This window comes from Nocardioides taihuensis (genome assembly GCF_042657275.1).
Classification (GTDB): domain Bacteria; phylum Actinomycetota; class Actinomycetes; order Propionibacteriales; family Nocardioidaceae; genus Nocardioides; species Nocardioides taihuensis.
This window is the reverse complement of record NZ_JBHSKD010000009.1, coordinates 266,233-283,778: the sequence shown is the minus strand read 5'-3', so window position 1 is coordinate 283,778 and position 17,546 is coordinate 266,233. Positions and strand designations below refer to the sequence as shown.

Annotated in this window: 13 protein-coding genes; 6 read left to right on the top strand and 7 right to left on the bottom strand. The window is 73.0% G+C overall.

What is annotated here, in order from left to right:
- Positions 1–116: 116 nt before the first annotated feature.
- The 5 genes from ACFPGP_RS10780 to ACFPGP_RS10760 are packed head-to-tail and all read left to right on the top strand — an operon-like array spanning position 117 to position 8,148.
- The gene (locus ACFPGP_RS10780) at positions 117–3,833 is read left to right on the top strand and encodes a nitrate reductase subunit alpha (RefSeq protein ID WP_378589939.1); all 3,717 of its coding nucleotides are present in this window, start codon (positions 117–119) and stop codon (positions 3,831–3,833) included.
- Positions 3,834–3,849: 16 nt separating this feature from the next.
- Positions 3,850–5,517: a nitrate reductase subunit beta gene (gene narH, locus ACFPGP_RS10775; RefSeq protein ID WP_378589938.1), complete on the top strand. Its 1,668-nt coding sequence runs from the start codon at positions 3,850–3,852 to the stop codon at positions 5,515–5,517.
- Positions 5,514–6,134, top strand: coding sequence for a nitrate reductase molybdenum cofactor assembly chaperone (gene narJ / locus ACFPGP_RS10770; protein ID WP_378589936.1), 621 nt, complete (start codon positions 5,514–5,516; stop codon positions 6,132–6,134). The genes narH and narJ overlap by 4 nt, the downstream gene beginning before the upstream one ends.
- On the top strand, positions 6,134–6,889 hold the full coding sequence (gene narI, locus ACFPGP_RS10765; protein WP_378589934.1) for a respiratory nitrate reductase subunit gamma: 756 nt from the start codon (positions 6,134–6,136) through the stop codon (positions 6,887–6,889). Before narJ ends, narI begins: the two co-directional genes overlap by 1 nt.
- Positions 6,886–8,148 (top strand): MFS transporter, encoded by a 1,263-nt coding sequence (locus tag ACFPGP_RS10760; protein ID WP_378589933.1) that lies wholly within the window; start codon positions 6,886–6,888, stop codon positions 8,146–8,148. The genes narI and ACFPGP_RS10760 overlap by 4 nt, the downstream gene beginning before the upstream one ends.
- Before the next feature lie 39 nt (positions 8,149–8,187).
- On the opposite strand, the gene ACFPGP_RS10755 is transcribed toward ACFPGP_RS10760, so the two are convergent.
- Genes ACFPGP_RS10755 through ACFPGP_RS10725 form a run of 7 tightly spaced genes read right to left on the bottom strand, consistent with a single transcriptional unit; the run spans position 8,188 to position 14,547 of the window.
- Complete coding sequence (locus tag ACFPGP_RS10755) at positions 8,188–9,114, bottom strand: SIS domain-containing protein (protein ID WP_378589932.1); 927 nt, start codon at positions 9,112–9,114, stop codon at positions 8,188–8,190.
- The gene (locus ACFPGP_RS10750) at positions 9,111–10,064 is read right to left on the bottom strand and encodes a hypothetical protein (protein WP_378589930.1); all 954 of its coding nucleotides are present in this window, start codon (positions 10,062–10,064) and stop codon (positions 9,111–9,113) included. The genes ACFPGP_RS10755 and ACFPGP_RS10750 overlap by 4 nt, the downstream gene beginning before the upstream one ends.
- Before the next feature lie 7 nt (positions 10,065–10,071).
- The gene (locus ACFPGP_RS10745; RefSeq protein ID WP_378589929.1) at positions 10,072–11,412 is read right to left on the bottom strand and encodes a nucleotide disphospho-sugar-binding domain-containing protein; all 1,341 of its coding nucleotides are present in this window, start codon (positions 11,410–11,412) and stop codon (positions 10,072–10,074) included.
- Between the two features lie 22 nt (positions 11,413–11,434).
- A complete protein-coding gene (locus ACFPGP_RS10740; RefSeq protein ID WP_378589928.1) occupies positions 11,435–12,427 on the bottom strand; it encodes a 5'-3' exonuclease in 993 nt (330 codons plus the stop codon).
- Positions 12,428–12,440: 13 nt separating this feature from the next.
- The gene (locus ACFPGP_RS10735) at positions 12,441–13,685 is read right to left on the bottom strand and encodes an MFS transporter (RefSeq protein ID WP_378589926.1); all 1,245 of its coding nucleotides are present in this window, start codon (positions 13,683–13,685) and stop codon (positions 12,441–12,443) included.
- Positions 13,686–13,702: 17 nt separating this feature from the next.
- Positions 13,703–14,281: a hypothetical protein gene (locus ACFPGP_RS10730; RefSeq protein WP_378589925.1), complete on the bottom strand. Its 579-nt coding sequence runs from the start codon at positions 14,279–14,281 to the stop codon at positions 13,703–13,705.
- Positions 14,282–14,304: 23 nt separating this feature from the next.
- A complete protein-coding gene (locus tag ACFPGP_RS10725; RefSeq protein WP_378589924.1) occupies positions 14,305–14,547 on the bottom strand; it encodes a hypothetical protein in 243 nt (80 codons plus the stop codon).
- Positions 14,548–14,672: 125 nt separating this feature from the next.
- On the opposite strand from ACFPGP_RS10725, the gene ACFPGP_RS10720 reads away from it, so the two are divergent.
- The gene (locus tag ACFPGP_RS10720) at positions 14,673–17,537 is read left to right on the top strand and encodes a helix-turn-helix transcriptional regulator (protein WP_378589923.1); all 2,865 of its coding nucleotides are present in this window, start codon (positions 14,673–14,675) and stop codon (positions 17,535–17,537) included.
- The last annotated feature ends 9 nt before the right edge of the window (positions 17,538–17,546 follow it).

The following is a 17,546-nucleotide window of genomic DNA, read 5'->3' as shown; positions in this document are numbered from 1 at the left end:
CTCCCGGTGCCGATCACCTCCAGCACAGCACGACGGATCGTGGTCGAGCAGGGGAGAAGGACCCGACGCGCGCGGGATCCTTGTCACCCGGTCCCGGCTTCCCTAGGTTGGCACGCGTGACCGACACCACTCGGGCAGGTCTGGACGGTTCCGTCAGCGAGGCGCTGCTGCGGGTCGGACGCTTCTTCACGCGGTGGGAGGAGACCGACGACGGTCGCGCGGTCTTCCGCGAGGGGGGCCGCTCCGGTGACGTCTTCTACCGCGACCGCTGGAGCCACGACAAGGTGGTGCGCTCGACGCACGGCGTGAACTGCACGGGCTCCTGCTCGTGGAAGGTCTACGTCAAGGACGGCATCATCACCTGGGAGAGCCAGGAGACCGACTACCCGTCGGTCGGTCCCGACCGGCCGGAGTACGAGCCCCGCGGCTGCCCGCGGGGGGCGGCGTTCTCCTGGTACACCTACTCGCCGACCCGGGTCCGGTACCCGTACGCCCGGGGGGTGCTGGTCGAGATGTTCCGCGAGGCGCGCGACCGGCTCGGCGACCCGGTCCTGGCGTGGGCCGAGATCGTCGGAGACCCCGGGAAGCGGCGCCGCTACCAGCAGGCGCGCGGCAAGGGCGGGCTGGTGCGGGTCAGCTGGCGCGACGCCGTCGACATGGTCGCGGCCGCACACGTGCACACCATCAAGACCCACGGTCCCGACCGCTGCACGGGGTTCTCGCCGATCCCGGCGATGTCGATGGTCTCCCACTGCGTCGGCACCCGCTTCATCCAGCTCATCGGCGGCGTGATGACCTCGTTCTACGACTGGTACGCCGACCTGCCCGTCGCCAGCCCCCAGGTCTTCGGCGACCAGACCGACGTGCCCGAGTCGGGCGACTGGTGGGACGCGAGCTACCTGATGATGTGGGGCTCCAACGTCCCGGTCACCCGCACCCCCGACGCCCACTGGATGGCGGAGGTCCGCTACCGCGGCACCAAGGTGGTCACGGTCAGCCCCGACTACGCCGACAACACCAAGTTCGCCGACGAGTGGATGCCTGCGCAGGCCGGCACCGACGCGGCGCTCGCGATGGCCATGGGGCACGTGCTGCTCAAGGAATTCTTCGTCGACCGGCGCACGCCGTTCTTCGTCGACTACGTGCAGCAGTACACCGACCTCCCGTTCCTCGTCCGGCTCGAGGAGCACGACGGTGCCGGCGGGCGAGCCGGGCTGGTTCCCGGCAAGTTCCTCACGGCCGCCGACCTCGGCGACGCCGCGCCCGAGGACGCCTGGAAGACGGTGCTGCTCGACGGAGCGACCGGTCAACCGGTCGTCCCCAACGGCTCGATGGGCTTCCGCTACGCCGAGAGCGGCGTGGGCCGGTGGAACCTCGACCTCGAGGGCGTGGCCCCGGCGCTGACGCTGGGCGGCGAGGGCAGCGAGGCCGTCGAGGTCCTGCTGCCGGCGTTCGTCGAGGCCGACGGGTCCGGCTCGGTGCTGCGCCGCGGTGTGCCGGCCCGACGGGTCGGTGACCACCTGGTCACCACCGTGTTCGACCTGATGCTGGCCCAGTACGGCGTAGCGCGCGACGGCCTGCCCGGCGAGTGGCCGACCGGCTACGACGACGCCGAGACGCCGTACACCCCGGCGTGGCAGGCCGAGCGCACCAGCGTGCCCGCCGAGCAGTGCATCCGGGTCGCGCGCGAGTTCGCCCGCAACGCCGAGGAGTCCGGCGGCCGCTCGATGATCATCATGGGAGCGGGCATCTGCCAGTGGTTCCACGGCGACGCCACCTACCGCGCGATCCTCTCCCTGCTGATCCTGACCGGCTCGATGGGTCGCAACGGCGGGGGCTGGGCCCACTACGTCGGGCAGGAGAAGTGCCGCCCGATCACCGGGTGGATCTCGCTGGCCAACGCGCTCGACTGGAGCCGGCCGCCGCGGACGATGACCGGCACGTCGTTCTGGTACATGCACACCGGCCAGTGGCGCACCGACGGCTACTCCGCGGACTCGCTGAGCTCACCGCTCGCCCGGGGCCACCTCAAGGACATGCACACCGCCGACACCATCGCGCAGTCGGCGCGGCTGGGCTGGATGCCGTTCTACCCGCAGTTCTCCGCCAACCCGCTCGACGTCGCCGAGACCGCCGTCGCCGCTGTCGAGGACGGCACGGCGCCGAGCCCGGCGGCGTACGTCGCGGACGCGCTGGAGCGCGGCGACCTGCAGGCGGCGATCTCTGACATCGACGCTCCGGAGTCGTGGCCGCGGACCCTGGTGCTGTGGCGGTCGAACCTGTTCGGCTCCTCGGCCAAGGGGAACGAGTACTTCCTGCGCAACCTGCTGGGCACCCACTCCAACGTGCTCGGCACCGAGGACCCGGACGCCCCGCGCCCGACCGACGTCGCGTGGCACGACGAGGCGCCCGAGGGGAAGCTCGACCTGCTGGTGTCGGCCGACTTCCGGATGACGTCGACGACCCTTCTCTCCGACGTCGTGCTGCCAGCCGCCACCTGGTACGAGAAGCACGACCTGTCGTCGACCGACATGCATCCCTTCGTCCACGCGTTCAGCCCGGCCATCGACCCGCCCTGGGAGGCACGCACCGACTTCGAGGCCTTCCACGCGATCGCCCAGCGGCTCTCCGAGCTGGCCGAGGACCACCTCGGCACGCGCCGCGACCTGGTCGCCGTACCCCTCCAGCACGACACCCCCGGCGAGACGATGCAGCCCGGCGGCGTGGTGCGCGACTGGAAGCAGCCCGACGTGGACGCGGTGCCCGGCGTGAACACGCCGGTGTTCTCGGTGGTCGAGCGCGACTACACGGCGATCGCCGACAAGCTCGCGTCGGTCGGGCCCCTGGCCGACACCCTGGGCTTCACGGTCAAGAACGTCACCTACCGGCTCGAGGAGCAGGTCGCCGCGCTCGCCCGGTCCAACGGCGTGATGTCGCACGGCGCCGGCGCCGGACGACCTGCGATCGACACCGATCAGCGCATGGCCGAGGCGATCCTGCGCTTCTCCGGGACGACGAACGGCGCGCTCGCCGTGCAGGGGTTCCGCACCCTCGAGCAGCGCGTGGGCCGCACGCTGCACGACCTGGCCGAGGGCTCGGAGGAGAAGCGGATCAGCTTCGCCGACACCCAGGCTGCCCCGGTCGCCGTCATCACGTCTCCGGAGTGGTCGGGTTCCGAGACCGGCGGGCGCCGCTACGCGCCGTTCACCGTCAACATCGAGCGGCTGAAGCCGTTCCACACGCTGACCGGGCGGATGCACTTCTACCTCGACCACGACTGGATGACCGACCTGGGCGAGGCGCTGCCGATCTACCGACCACCGCTCGACATGCAGCGCCTCTTCGGCGAACCCGCTCTCGGCCCGGACGGGCAGCTGCAGATCACCGTGCGCTACCTGACGCCGCACTCGAAGTGGTCGATCCACTCCGAGTACCAGGACAACCTGTTCATGCTGTCGCTGAGCCGCGGAGGCCCCACGGTCTGGATGAGCCCGCAGGACGCCGGTGCGATCGACGTCCGCGACAACGACTGGGTCGAGTGCACGAACGCCAACGGCGTGCTGGTGGCACGCGCGATCGTGAGCCACCGGATGCCCAGCGGGGTCGTCTACGTGCACCACGCGCAGGAGCGCACGATCGACGTGCCGAAGTCCGAGGCGACGGGGCGTCGTGGCGGCATCCACAACTCGGTGACCCGGCTGCTCGTCAAGCCCACGCACCTGATCGGCGCCTACGCCCAGCTCTCCTACACGTTCAACTACCTCGGCCCGACCGGCAACCAGCGGGACATGGTCTCCACGATCCGCCGGCGCTCCCAAGAGGTGCAGTACTGATGAGGGGGGTGGACTGATGCGCGTCATGGCCCAGATGGGCATGGTGATGAACCTCGACAAGTGCATCGGGTGCCACACCTGCTCGGTGACCTGCAAGCAGGCGTGGACCAACCGGGCCGGCACGGAGTACGTGTGGTTCAACAACGTCGAGACCCGGCCGGGCCAGGGGTACCCGCGGCGCCACGAGGACCAGGAGAAGTGGCGCGGCGGCTGGGAGCTCAACCGGCGCGGCCGCCTCCAGCTCAAGACCGGTGGGCGGCTCCGGCGGCTGCTGTCGATCTTCGCCAGCCCTGTGCAGCCGGAGCTCGCCGACTACTACGAGCCCTGGACCTACGACTACCGGACGCTCGTGGACGCGCCGCTCGGCGACGACTTCCCGGTCGCCAGACCCAAGTCGCTCATCACCGGCGAGGACACCAAGATCACCTGGTCGGCCAACTGGGACGACAACCTCGGCGGCACCTCCGAGCTCGGTCACCTCGACCCGGTGGTGCAGAAGATCCGTCGCGAGTCCGAGGACCGGATCAAGTTCGAGCTCGAGCAGACCTTCATGTTCTACCTGCCGCGGATCTGCGAGCACTGCCTGAACCCTTCCTGCATGGCCAGCTGTCCCTCCGGCGCGATCTACAAGCGCACCGAGGACGGCATCGTGCTCGTCGACCAGGACCGCTGCCGGGGCTGGCGGCAGTGCATCACGGGCTGCCCGTACAAGAAGATCTACTTCAACCACAAGTCGGGCAAGGCCGAGAAGTGCACGTTCTGCTACCCGCGCGTGGAGGTCGGGATCCCGACCGTCTGCGCGGAGACGTGCGTCGGTCGGCTGCGCTACCTCGGCCTCTTCCTGTACGACGCCGACGCGGTCACGGCGGCCGCGTCGGTGCCGGACGAGCGCGACCTCTACGAGGCGCAGATGGACCTCCTGCTCGACCCCGAGGACCCCGAGGTCCTCGCCGCGGCGCGTGAGCAGGGCATCCCCGAGGACTGGCTCGACCACGCCCGGCGTTCACCGGTCTACGCGCTGGCGAAGAAGTACCGCGTCGCGCTGCCGCTCCACCCGGAGTACCGGACCATGCCGATGGTCTGGTACGTCCCGCCGCTCTCGCCGGTCGTCGACCTGCTGTCGGAGCAGGGCCACGACGCCGAGGACCGTGACGTGCTCTTCGGGGCGATCGAGTCGCTGCGGATCCCGGTCGAGTACCTCGCCGAGCTCTTCACGGCCGGCGACACCGAGGTCGTCGAGGGGGTGCTCCGCAAGCTGGCCGCCATGCGCGCCTACATGCGCGGCGTGAACCTCGGCCGCGAGCCCGACGCGTCGATCCCCGCCTCGGTGGGCATGACCGAGGAGTCGGTGTACGAGATGTACCGGCTGATGGCGATCGCCAAGTACGACGAGCGCTACGTGATCCCGAAGGCGCACGTGGAGCAGGCACACGACCTCGAGGAGCTCGGCTGCTCCCTCGACTTCGACGAGGGACCCGGGATGTACGGCTCCGCGCCGTACGGCGAGGCCAGCGGGCGTCCCGTGCCCGTCGCCGTCGAGACCTTCCACGCCCTCAAGCAGCGACAGACGAGCGACGAGCCCGCCGGCTCGGAGGACCTCCGGGGCCGGGTCAACCTGCTCAACTGGGACGGCAACGGCTCACCGCCCGGGCTGTTCCCGCCGCGGCCGGGGGTCGACCGATGAGGGCGCGGGTGGTGCGGCAGGCCGCGTCGTACCTGCTGGCCTACCCCGACGACCGCCTCCTCGACCAGCTGCCGACGATCCGTGCCGCGCTCACGGAGCAGCGGGTGACGACCCTGGACGCGTTCCTCGACCACCTCGGACAGACCCCGCTCGCCCGGCTCGAGCGGGAGTACGTCGACGTCTTCGACCTGTCCCGGCGCCACGCGCTCTACCTGTCCTACTGGACCGACGGCGACACCCGCCGCCGGGGCGAGGTGCTGGCGCGGTTCAAGGCGACCTACCGCGAGAGCGGCTTCCGCGTCGACACCTCCGGCGAGCTGCCCGACTACCTGCCGATGGTGCTCGAGTTCGCCGCGGTCGCCGACCCGGTCGCGGGGGAGGAGCTGCTCCGCGCCTACCGCGCCAGTCTCGAGCTGCTCCGCATCGGGCTGGTCGAGGACCGCTCGCCGTACGCCGACGTGGTCGCCGCCGTGTGCGCGACCCTGCCCGGGGCCTCGCCGGCCGATCGCGCGGCCGTGCAGGCGATGGTCGACGGGCCGCCCTCGGAGTCCGTGGGCCTTGAGCCGTACGACCCCCGGCTGCTGCCGATGGCCGGCCGGGGCGGAGGGGTGCGCTGATGGACGTGCTGCTGTGGGGGGTGCTGCCCTACCTGGTGATCGCGACGCTCGTGCTCGGGACGGTGTGGCGCTACCGGTACGACAAGTTCGGGTGGACCACCCGCTCCTCCCAGCTCTACGAGTCACGGCTGCTGCGGATCGGCTCCCCGTTGTTCCACTTCGGCATCCTGGTGGTCTTCATCGGCCACGTCGGCGGCCTCGTCGTCCCCGAGAACTGGACCGAGAAGGTCGGCATCTCCGAGGACCTCTACCACGTCAACGCCCTGCTCCTCGGCGGCATCGCCGGCGTGTGCACGCTCGCCGGGATCGTGATCCTGGTCGTCCGGCGGCGAACCTCGGGGCCGGTCTTCATGGCGACCACCGTCAACGACAAGCTGATGTACGTGCTGCTGGTCGGCGCGATCGTCCTGGGCCTGTGGACCACGCTGGTGGCGGTCGGCGCCGGCAGCGACGCCCACAACTACCGCGAGACCGTGTCGCCGTGGTTCCGGTCGGTCTGGCGGCTCGACCCCGACGTCGAGGCCATGGCAGCAGCGCCGGTCCAGTTCCACGTGCACGTGCTGGTCGGCATGCTGCTGTTCGCCGTGTGGCCGTTCACCCGGCTCGTGCACGCGTTCACCGCACCGGTGCACTACTTGTTCCGTCCCTACATCGTCTACCGCAGTCGCGACGCCCGGATCCCGGCGCCGACCGGCCGGCCGCGCGCGGGCTGGAGCCCCGTCGGGACACCCGACCGCGACAGGAGGACCCGATGACCGGTGCCGAGACCGCGCCCGACCTGAAGCGGGGACAGACCCGCAACCTCGCGCTCGCGACGGCCGCCTTCGCGATCAGCTTCTGGGCCTGGAACATGATCGGGCCGCTCGGGGTGCGCTACACCGAGGCGATGGGGCTGACGTCCGCGCAGAAGTCCCTGCTCGTGGCGACCCCCGTGCTCGTCGGCTCGCTCGGCCGGATCGTCGCCGGCGCCCTCACCGACCGCTTCGGCGGACGCGTGATGTTCACGGTGCTGATGCTGGCTTCGGCACCGTTCGTGCTGCTCGTCGCGCTCGCCGGTGACCGCGACTCCTACGGCCTGATGCTGCTCTTCGGCTTCTTCCTGGGCATCGCCGGGACGACGTTCGCGGTCGGCATCCCCTTCGTCAACGCGTGGTACGAGGCCGACCGGCGCGGGTTCGCCACCGGCGTCTTCGGCGCCGGCATGGGCGGCACCGCCCTGTCGTCCTTCTTCACGCCCCGCTTCGTGGAGTGGTTCGGCTACAACGCGACCCACGTGATCATCGCCGCGGCGCTGGTGGCCGTGGCGTTCCTCGTCTGGACGACGATGGAGGACTCGCCCGCGTGGTCGCCCAACACCGACCGGGTCGTGCCCAAGCTGGCGGCCGCCCTCAAGCTGCCGGTCACCTGGCAGATGTCCTTCCTCTACGCCGTGGCCTTCGGCGGCTTCGTCGCCTTCTCGACCTACCTGCCGACCTACCTCAAGGACGTCTACGACTTCGACCTGACCCAGGCGGGCACCCGGACGGCCGGCTTCGCGATCGCCGCCGTCATAGCTCGGCCGATCGGCGGCGTCCTCTCCGACCGGATCGGGCCGCGCGCGGTGGCGGCCACGGCCTTCGCCGGCGCGGCGGCCATGGCGATCGTGGTCTCCCTCCAGCCCGCGCCGGAGCTGGCGGCCGGCCTCTCCTTCGTCGCCATGGCGGCCTTCCTCGGCCTCGGCACCGGTGGAGTCTTCGCCTGGGTCGCCGCCCGCGCGCCCAAGGACCGGGTCGGCAGCGTCGCCGGCATCGTCGGCGCGGCCGGTGGCCTCGGCGGCTTCTTCCCGCCGCTGGTCATGGGCGCGACCTACGACGAGGCCGACCACAGCTACACCACCGGCCTCCTGCTCCTCTGCGTCACCGCCGTCCTCGCGCTGCTCTTCACGCTCTTCGGCATCCGGCGCGACCCGCGTGAGAAGGAGCGCGGAAGCCCCGCCTCCCCGGCCCCGCGTTCCGCGCGCCGGCGCGACAACTGACGGTTCGACCCGCGACAACTGACGGTTCGGCGGCGGGGCCTAGGGGGCGGCGAGCCAGGCGTGCGCCGCGAGCAGCTCGGCGACGAGCGTCTCCGTGAGCAGGCGTACGTCGTCGACGCCGTCGTGCGGGTAGCGCAGCGTCGACGTCGCGTCGGGGACGTCGGCCCCGACCGCGACCACGGTCGAGCCCCGCCGGCCCGTCCAGTCGAGCAGCTGGGCCTCCCAGCGCGAGCCGCCGAGCAGCAGCATCCGGTAGTCGGTGGTCCGGGTCAGGTAGACGTCGACGTGGCTCCAGTCGCCGGTCTCGCAGCCGACCGCCGGCAGGCGCGGTCCCTCCCGCAGCATCAGGGCGGACTGGTACGCCGAGGAGATGCGCCGCGCCGGCGCGACCACGTGCGTCCCGTCGGGGCCGAGCAGCAGCTCGGCCAGCCGCGGGCGCCACTCCGCGGCGCGGGCGAGCAGGTCCTCGGTGGCCTCCGCGGCCTGCTGCACCGGGGGCAGGGGTGCCCCCGTGAGTCGCGACTCCCGCGCGAGCAGCAGCGCCAGGGTGTGCTGGAAGGAGCGGCAGGCCACGCCACCGCGCTCCTCCCCGGCGTGCATCCAGACCGTGCGCTCCGCCCGCTCGGTGAGCGGACCCGGGCGGTTGGCGAGGGCCACGACGGGGACGCCCAGGCGGTCGACGGCGTCGAGGGTCTCCGCCGACGACGCGGACGCCGAGACCGCCACCACCAGGGTGCCGGGAGCCACCGCGGGCAGCAGGTCGCTGCTGGCGAGCTCGGCCACGGCGTCCACCCCACCGGCCCGGAGGCGCGCGGCCACCACCAGGTTGGCGTAGTGGGAGGACCCCATCCCCAGCAGGAGCACCCGCATGGGTGCGGACACGAACCCCCAGGCGTCCGCGAGCGACAGCTCCCGGAGCCGTGCGGGCTTGTCGTGCAGGTCGGCGAGGAACAGCTCCGGGTTCATGCGAGTCCCCTCCGTCGCAGCGCGGCCTCGGGCACGTAGCGCCACCGCGGCAGGTGCGCCTCGGCGTAGGCCAGCTCGCGCTGGATCTGGTCGAGCACGAGCGGCTCCAGCATCGACTCGTCGAGCAGGGGTGCGGCGAGGTCGCGGTAGCCGCCGACGAACGACGTCTGCACCTCACGGGTCCAGGCGAGGACGTCGTCGTCCGCGACCTGCGGGTCGTAGCGGCGCACGACGTGCCCGACGTTCTCGAGCGACAGCAGCATCCCGGCCACGTCGTACGCCGCGGGGCGGTGCAGGACGCGCTCCTCGGGGGAGAGCGTGGGGTTGCCGTCGAAGTCGATCACGAACATCTCGCCCTCCGCCGTGCGCAGCACCTGGCCGACGTGGAGGTCGCCGTGGTCGGCCACGGGGCCGTCGGGTCCGTCGGCGAGGGCGAGGTGCAGGGCGCCGGTGAGCCGCCCGAGCGCCTCGGCGAACGGCGTGGCCCGCCCCTCCCGGAGGCCGAGCGCCAGCCGGGCCTCCTCGACGCACCACGTCCACCCGTCGGTGGTGCCCGGCAGGAAGTCGGTCACGGTGACGACGGGCACCCAGTGGCCCTGCGGGGTCTCCCACTCCGCCAGACCCCGCAGCCGCGGCGTCGCGGGGAACCCGGCGGCGGCCAGCAGGCGCAGGCGCTCCGGAGCAGGGTGCGGACCCTGGAGCGGCCCGGTGTCCCACTTGACGACCACCGCGTCGCCGAGGATCCACGACGCGTTGGTCTGGTCGGCCTCCACGCGACGTTCCCCGTCCCCGACCGTGAGCGGCTCGCCGCCGGTGACCCGGAAGCCGGCCGGTGCCTCCCGCTCGCCGGCGAGGACGTCGAGCAGGTCGCGGTGTGGCGAGCTGCCCACCGGGTGCGCTCGCCACGCGCCGTCGACCTCGTCGACGTGCACGGGGAAGTCGGCGACCACCGAGCGGTCAGCCCCGGCCGGCGCGGTGGTCGAGGCCCACCTGCTCGATGACGAGGGCGCCGCGACGCAGGCCGTCGCGGGCCCGGATCGCCTCGCCGGTGCGGGCCGCGCGCCCGCGCAGGTCGGCGTCGCCGAGCAGGTCCTCGACCGCGTCGAGCAGCTCGTGGTCGGCGAAGCCGTAGGTCGAGAGCCGCCGGCCGTAGCCCGTCTCGTGCACCCGCTGGGCGTTGTCGTACTGGTCCCAGAAGAGGGGCAGCACGACCATCGGCTTGCCGAAGTGCAGGGCCTCCGTGGTCGTGTTGTTCCCGCCGTGGGTGATCACCAGGTCGACCTGCGGGATGATCCTGGTCTGCGGCACGATCGCCGCCCCGTCCATGTTGTCGGCCAGCCTGATCTCGTCGGCGCGCGGTCCCATGCTGACGATGACCCGGTGCCGCGTCGTGGCGAGCAGGTCGACGAGCCGCTGCAGCAGGGAGATGTCGGCGCCGCCGAGCGAGCCCAGCGAGAGGTAGATCAGCGCGGAGTCGGCCGGGCGGTCGCGGAACCGCTCCGGCAGCGAGCAGTCCTCGTCGAGCTCCCGCACGCTGGAGTCCATCCGGTGCCACGTCGCGTCGAGCGGTCGGGCGGCGACGTAGTCGAGCTCCTCCGGGTAGACGTAGAGGTTCGCCACCGGCGAGGTGTGCACGAAGTCGCGGGCGGGAAGCGGGGGAGCGCCCTGCGCCTGCACCCAGGCGTTGAAGGACGCCCACGTGTCGGCGTGGGTGCGGTCGAACTCGGCGAGGAAGGCGTCCCACCCGCTGCGGTCGCCCGCCGGGTAGCCGGAGAAGACAGGCGGGACGTCGGGGCCGCGGACCTCGAGCGGGTTGCAGCTGACGATGCGGACGTACGGCGCGCCGGACGTCACCAGCGCCGGGAACGAGACGACGTTGTCCTCGACGACCACGTCGGGGCGGTGCTCGGCGATGATCTGCCGCAGCTGCGGCTCGCAGTACTGCGCCCCGTCGATGAGCGCCCGGTAGGTCGGCTGGATGAACGCCCCGAGCTGCTCGACCGTCGGCTTGCGGAACTCCGGAGCGGTCTCGTTGATGAAGTCGATCCAGAACTGGCCGGCGGCCTCGTCCCCGGCGTCGGGGTCGGGTGCCGCGAGGTCGACCAGCGCCTCCACGAACCCGAGGGGCGCCAGCTGGCCCTCCCACGAGCGCTCGGCCGCGAACACCACGCGGTGACCGCGGTCGAGCAGGACCTTGCCCAGCCCGATGCACTGGTTGGTCGGTCCGTGCGCCGACTCGGGCATAAACAGCACGGTGAGCCGGTCGGCGTCCGGCGGCGCGGTGGGCTGGTCGGTCATGGCGTGGTTCCTTCCGGGTGGGTCAGCCGGCCGCCGCGGCGGACGCCGGCGGCTCGGTCAGCACCCGCAGCGCCAGCTGCGTGGTCGCGGGGACGTCGAGGTGGCCGACGACGCGGGCGACCCGGTCGGGGTCGAGCGGGAGCAGGCCCGGGGTGCCGGGGACCTCGGGCGTCAGCCCGAGGTCGACCGTGCGCCCGGACATGATCGAGACGTTGAAGTCGAAGCGCTCGCGCGCGCCGGGGTCGGTGAGCCGCTTGAGCAGGCCGGCGCCGATCCGGCGCAGGCCCTCCTCCTCGCAGTAGGAGTCGAGCGTCGCCACCAGCGTGGCTCCGGCGCAGTGGTCGATGTCGGCCCACACGGCCTGCATCGAGCCCATCTGCGCGAGCAGCACGGGTGCGGTCTTCTCGCCGATGCCAGGCACGCCCGGCAGGTTGTCGCTGGCGTCGCCGCGCAGCGCGGCGTACTCGAGGTAGTGCTCGGCGGCGATGCCGTACATCGCCCGCAGCCGCGCGGGGTTGAGCAGCGGCGACCCGCCGATGCCGCCCGTGATCAGTCGCAGCACGCGGGTCCGGTCGCTGATGTGGGCGAAGGCGTCGCGGTCGGAGGTGATGATCACGCAGTCCCAGCCGCGCTCCTCGGCCCAGCCGGCGGCCGACGCGCTGACGTCGTCGGCCTCGAGACCGGCCGGCGTGACCGTGCGCAGCCCGAGCGCCTCGAGCAGGGCGGCGCCCCGCTCGAGCTGGTCGATCAGCGCGGCGTCCTTCTCCGCGCGCCCGGCCTTGTACGCCGGGTAGACGTCCTCGCGCACCGACGACGTGCGGTCGTCGAACCCGAAGAGCACCGCGTCGGGCGCGAACTGGTCGATCGCCTCGAGGATCTGGCGCAGCATGCCGTGCAGCGCCCAGGCGGGCCGCCCGCCCCGGTCGAGCAGCCCGGACTCGGCGCGGGCGTGGTGGTTGCGGTGCAGCAGCGACGGGGCGTCGACGGCGAGCAGCAAACGGCGTTCGGGGTCCATGGGTGGGCTCACCCTACGCGGGGACGGCGCTGGGGAGCGGGACCGTGTCGCCCTCGTGGACGCGCACGACGACGTCGAGCTCGTCCCGGTCCCGGCCGAGCCGCAGCACCGCGATCGTGCCGAGCCCGGCGGCACCGGCCAGGGTGAGCGCCAGGGTCGCGTGGGCCTGGCTCAGCACGCCGCCGAGCGCCGCACCGACCGCGCTGCCGATGCTCGTGGCGGTCGCGACCCAGCTGAAGGCCTCGGTCGCCCGTGCCTCGCGGACAGCCCGGCCCGCGAGCGCGTGCACGGTGGCGAACGTCGGAGCGATGGCCGCACCCGCGAGGACCAGCCCGACCGCGAGCAGCCGGACGTCGGCCGCTGCCGGTGCCAGGGCCAGGTGGCCCAGGGCGAAGGTGCACAGCAGGCCGGACAGCAGGCGGAGCGAGGCCCTCGGCGACCGCCAGGTGAAGACCGCCCCCGCCACCAGCGAGCCCCCACCCCAGAGGGCGAGCAGGAGGCCGGCCGCGCCGTGCGAGCCGCTGCCGTCAGCGGAGGCCGCGATCACCCCGACCTCCGTCGCTCCGAACGAGACGCCGACCAGGCCCATCACCGACGTCATCGCCAGCAGCCGCCGGTTGCGCAGGCCGCTCCTCAGCGCGGCCCAGCCGCTCGGGGCCGGTTGCTGTCGGAGGACCGGCAGGTCACCCGGCCGGACGACGGACTGGGCGACGTACGCCGCCGTCGCCGAGGCCAGCACCAGCGCGCACATCACCAGGACGACCGCCGTGGACGTGGCGGCGGCCAGGCCCAGCGCGATGGCGGGCCCGGCGATGAAGGTCAGCTCGAGGGCGGACGCCTCGGCGCCGTACGCCCGCTGGAGCACGCGCGGGTCCCGGAGCAGCCGGGGGAGGACCGCCCTAAGGCAGGGGCCGAGCGGGGGTGTCGCCAGCCCGGCTGCGACCCCGCACGCCACGAGGATCCACACCGGCGAGCCGACGGGCAGCAGCGCCGTGAGGAGCAGTGCCGTGGCCTGGAGGGAGGCGGACGCGAGGAGGGTCCGTGCGGCGCCGAGACGGTCGGCGCGCCGCCCCCACCAGGGCCCGCCGAGCCCGACCCCGAGGGCGAACCCGCCCGCAGCCAGCCCCCCGGCCGCGAGCGAGCCCCCCACCGCCTCCCCGTGGACCAGCAGCGCGATGCCGAGCATCGCCTGCGGGAGCCGCGCCACGAGCGAGGTCGCCAGCAGTCGCCCCACGCGGGTTGCGTCCGCACGCGCCACGACGACTCCTGTCCCCGTCAGTTCTGGATGCCGCCGGGAAGCAGGCAGGAGACGTACACCCGCAGCTTCACCATCCCCTGGGCGCCGATGTCGACGATGCCGCGCGCGTACCAGCCGTCGGCGACCGGCTTGGACGTGTGGAGGTAGAGGTCCTTGGTGTCCACCGAGCCCGACGTGGGCTCGACCCACTCGGCCCCGCCGGAGATCGCACGCGTCTCGCCGGGGCAATTCGCCTGGGTCCACACCGTTCCGTGGTCGCCACCGTTGGTGGTGCCGTCGGCGTCGCCGACCGACGACGACGTGGTGGAGACGGTGATGATCTCGCCGAGCTGGCTGGCGCCCACCGCGGACTGCGACAGGTCCTCGGGTTGCACGCCGCCGTCGGCGAGGTCGGCGCCGTCCACGCTGCCGTCCCTGACCTTGGCCGAGGTGACGGCATCCGTGGCCAGGTCGACCGTCTTGACGGCGCCGTTCTTGATCGCCCGGGAGTTGACGCTGTTCCTGCCCAGCGCCCACGCGGTGGACGACATGGCCACCACCAGGGCCAGTACGCAGACCGCGAAGACGAGCGTCCGGCGGTCGAAGATCCGAGTCATCTGGGTTCCTCTCATCGGGGGTGTCACGGGATGTCCAGGTCGGTCACGCGCACGACCTCCGTGCGCTGGGCGACGTACTGGGGGAGGAGCGCCAGGGCGGCCTCCCGGTCGGGTGCCTCGGTGTCCCACCAGACGTGGTGTCCGCCGTACTGGCACGAGGCGGTCGCCGGCCGACCCCGCAGGGGGCTGTCGAACCCGCGCCAGGACACGACCGCCGCGCCGCACTCCTCGGGCGTGTGGCGGTGGCAGAGCAGGAACCGGGGCACGGCCTCAGGTTGGGCGTGCGTCGCGTCCACGACATCGGGCGGACACCCTGACCGGCACCCTGAAGTCGGCCCCTTAACCGCGGGCTCCGGTCGCCCTATGCTGACCGCGAGCAAGGAGGGGAGAGGTGGCTCGAGGGGACCTGGTCGGCCGTGACGCCGAGCTGAGCACCCTCGTCCGCGCCGCGCACGAAGCCCTCGCCGGGAGCAGCACCGCGGCCCTGGTCGTCGGGGAGCCCGGCATCGGCAAGACCTTCCTCGTCGGCGTGCTCCGCGACCGGTTCGAGGAGCTCGGGGGCAGGGTGCTCACCGGGCGTGCCTCGGAGTTCGAGGCCCTGCCCCTGGGCCTGTTCGTCGACGCGCTCGACGACCACCTGCGCACGGTCGGGAGCGACACGCTGAGCGAGCTGGGCAGCGAGATGCTGGCCGAGCTCGCCGTGATCTTCCCGGCGCTCGGGAGCGTGGCCGACCTGGGGAGCCACGCCGCGCCGGGACCCGACGAGCGGGTGGGCGGCTACGTCGCCACCCGCGCTCTCCTCGACCTCCTCTCGCGCGACCGGCCGCTGGCGCTCGTCCTCGACGACCTGCACTGGGCCGACCGCTCCTCGCTGGAGCTGTTCGCCTTCCTGATGCGCAGGCCGCCGCCGGGCAGGGTGCTGCTCGTCGGCTCCTACCGACCTCTCCAGGTCGACGCCGAGCTCGCCGCCGACGTCGCCCGCGCGACGTACGACGGTCGGGCCCGGTGTGTCGAGATCCAGCCGCTCGACCCGGCCGAGGCAGCACGCCTCGTGGGCACCGACGACGTCCGGGAGGCCCAGGAGCTCCACCGCGCCACGGGCGGCAACCCGTTCTTCCTGCTCGCGCTGGCGCGCACCGGCACGCCGGCGCGGGCGGCTGGAGCCGGGCTCCCGCCGACGATCGCCCGGGCGGTGACGGCGGAGCTCGACCGGTCCGGCTCTGCGAGGACCTTTGCCGAGGCCGCCGCCGTGGTCGGTGACCCGTTCGACCTCGACGTCGCGATCGCCGCCGCCGGGGTGACCGACGAGTCGGGCTACCGGGCCATCGACCAGCTCGCCGAGCGCGGCATCATCCAGGCGAGCGAGGTGCCCCGCCAGTTCGCCTTCCGGCACCCACTCGTACGGCAGGCGATCTACGACTCGCTGCCGCCGGGTCAGCGGCTCGCCCTGCACGAGCAGTGTGCGGCCGCACTGGCCGCTCGTGGGGCCGCGGCGTCGGAGCTGGCCGTCCACGTCGAGCACGCCGCCCGTCCCGGCGACCTCGAGGCGATCGCGGTGCTCACCACCGCCGCCCGTCAGGCAGCGGCCCGGGCTCCGGACAGCGCGGTGCGCTGGCTGCAGACGGCCAGCAGGATGCTGCCAAGCACGGCGGACGCCGGGCAGCGGCTCGAGCTGGTGAGCCCCCTGCCGGTCCTGTTCACGGCCCTGGGCCGGCCCGAGGAGGCGCACGCCGCGGCGCTCGAGGCACTGGCGCTCGCCGAGGACGACACCACGCGCGTGGACCTCACGCTGGCATGTGTGGCGATCGAGCAGGGCCTGGGACGGTATGCCGACGCGCACCGTCGCCTGGTCAGCGCCCTGGAGTCCCTGGGCACGCAGGGCGAGGACGCGGTCTCGCTGATGATCGCGATGGTCGTCGACGCGTTCTTCACCCGTGACCACGACGGGATCCGCCGGTGGACCCGCCGGGCCGTGGCCGAGGCGGAGCGGCTGGGGTTGCCCGTGCTCGCCGCCGCGGCGAACGCGGGCTCCGCGCTGGCCCACGCCCTCGCGGGCCGGACCGAGGTGGCGGAGGCCCATCTCGAGGCGGCCCTGGCAGTGCTGCCGACCCTCAGCGAGCACGACCTGTCCAGGCGGCTCGACGTCCTGGGCGGCATCACGGGCGCGGAGCTCTACCTCGACCGGTACGAGGCCTGCGTGGAGCACGGCGCTCGCGGCCTCGCGATCAGCCGTGCCACCGGCCGCGCCTGGACCGCGCCGACGCTCAGTCCCTCGTACGGGACCGCCCTGTGGGTGCTCGGCCGCCTGGACGAGTCGATCCGTCACTTCGACGCCTCCGTCGAGTCCACCCGAGCAGGGCGGCACCCGGAGACGATCGCCTGGGCCCTCTTCAACCTCGCCTTCGCCCAGGCGATGGCGGGCCGCATCGACGAGGCGTTGACCAACGGCCTCGAGAGCTTGGAGCTGGCGGAGCGCCAGGACGACAGCGTCATCTCGACCTGGGCCGGTGCGGTGGTGGCCGTCGCCGAGTGCGAGGGCGGCCACCCCGCCGCCGCGCTCACGACGCTCTACCGGACCTGTGGTGGCCCCGACCTGCCCAACCTCCCGGGAGGCTGGCGCAACCACCTGTTGGAGCTCGCCGTCAGGTGCCACCTCGCCCTGGGCGCCGTCGACGAGGCCGAGGCCAGCGCCGCAGGGGCCCGGGACTGGGCCGAGGTGGTCGGCCTGCCGTACGCCCGCTCGATGGCCCACCGTGCCACCGCAGCCTGCCTGGTGGCGCGCGGCGACCACACGCGCGCCGCCGAGGAGGCACTGACCGCGGCGGAGTGGGCCGACTCCGTCTCTGCTCGTGTCGACGCCGCCCGGTGCCGCATCCTGGCCGGACGAGCGCTGGCGGTGGCCGGCCAGACCGAGCGTGCCGCCGAGCTGCTGGGGGCGGCCGCCGCGTCGCTGGACGGGTGCGGAGCCCACCGCTTCCGCGACGAGGCCGAGCGAGAGCTCGGCCGGCTCGGCAGGCGGCCGCACCGCCGTACGGCGCGGGGCGCCGGCTCGGACGGGCTGGACTCCCTCACCGCCCGGGAGCGTGAGATCGCGGACCTCGTCGTCCAGCGCCTGACCAATCCCGAGATCGCCGAGCGGATCTTCCTCTCCACCAAGACGGTCGAGAGCCACCTGCGCAACGTCTTCCGCAAGCTCGACGTCTCCTCGCGCACCGAGCTCGCACGGGTCGTCGAGCGCGCCCCGGACGGCTCGTGACGAGGCAGG

What these genes read in the sequence shown, in the direction of transcription:
- ACFPGP_RS10730 (WP_378589925.1), bottom strand. Translation starts at nt 14,281, where the DNA reads ATGACTCGGATCTTCGACCGCCGGACGCTCGTCTTCGCGGTCTGCGTA.
- ACFPGP_RS10755 (WP_378589932.1), bottom strand. Translation starts at nt 9,114, where the DNA reads ATGAACCCGGAGCTGTTCCTCGCCGACCTGCACGACAAGCCCGCACGG.
- ACFPGP_RS10760 (WP_378589933.1), top strand. Translation starts at nt 6,886, where the DNA reads ATGACCGGTGCCGAGACCGCGCCCGACCTGAAGCGGGGACAGACCCGC.
- narH (WP_378589938.1), top strand. Translation starts at nt 3,850, where the DNA reads ATGCGCGTCATGGCCCAGATGGGCATGGTGATGAACCTCGACAAGTGC.
- ACFPGP_RS10745 (WP_378589929.1), bottom strand. Translation starts at nt 11,412, where the DNA reads ATGACCGACCAGCCCACCGCGCCGCCGGACGCCGACCGGCTCACCGTG.
- narJ (WP_378589936.1), top strand. Translation starts at nt 5,514, where the DNA reads ATGAGGGCGCGGGTGGTGCGGCAGGCCGCGTCGTACCTGCTGGCCTAC.
- narI (WP_378589934.1), top strand. Translation starts at nt 6,134, where the DNA reads ATGGACGTGCTGCTGTGGGGGGTGCTGCCCTACCTGGTGATCGCGACG.
- ACFPGP_RS10740 (WP_378589928.1), bottom strand. Translation starts at nt 12,427, where the DNA reads ATGGACCCCGAACGCCGTTTGCTGCTCGCCGTCGACGCCCCGTCGCTG.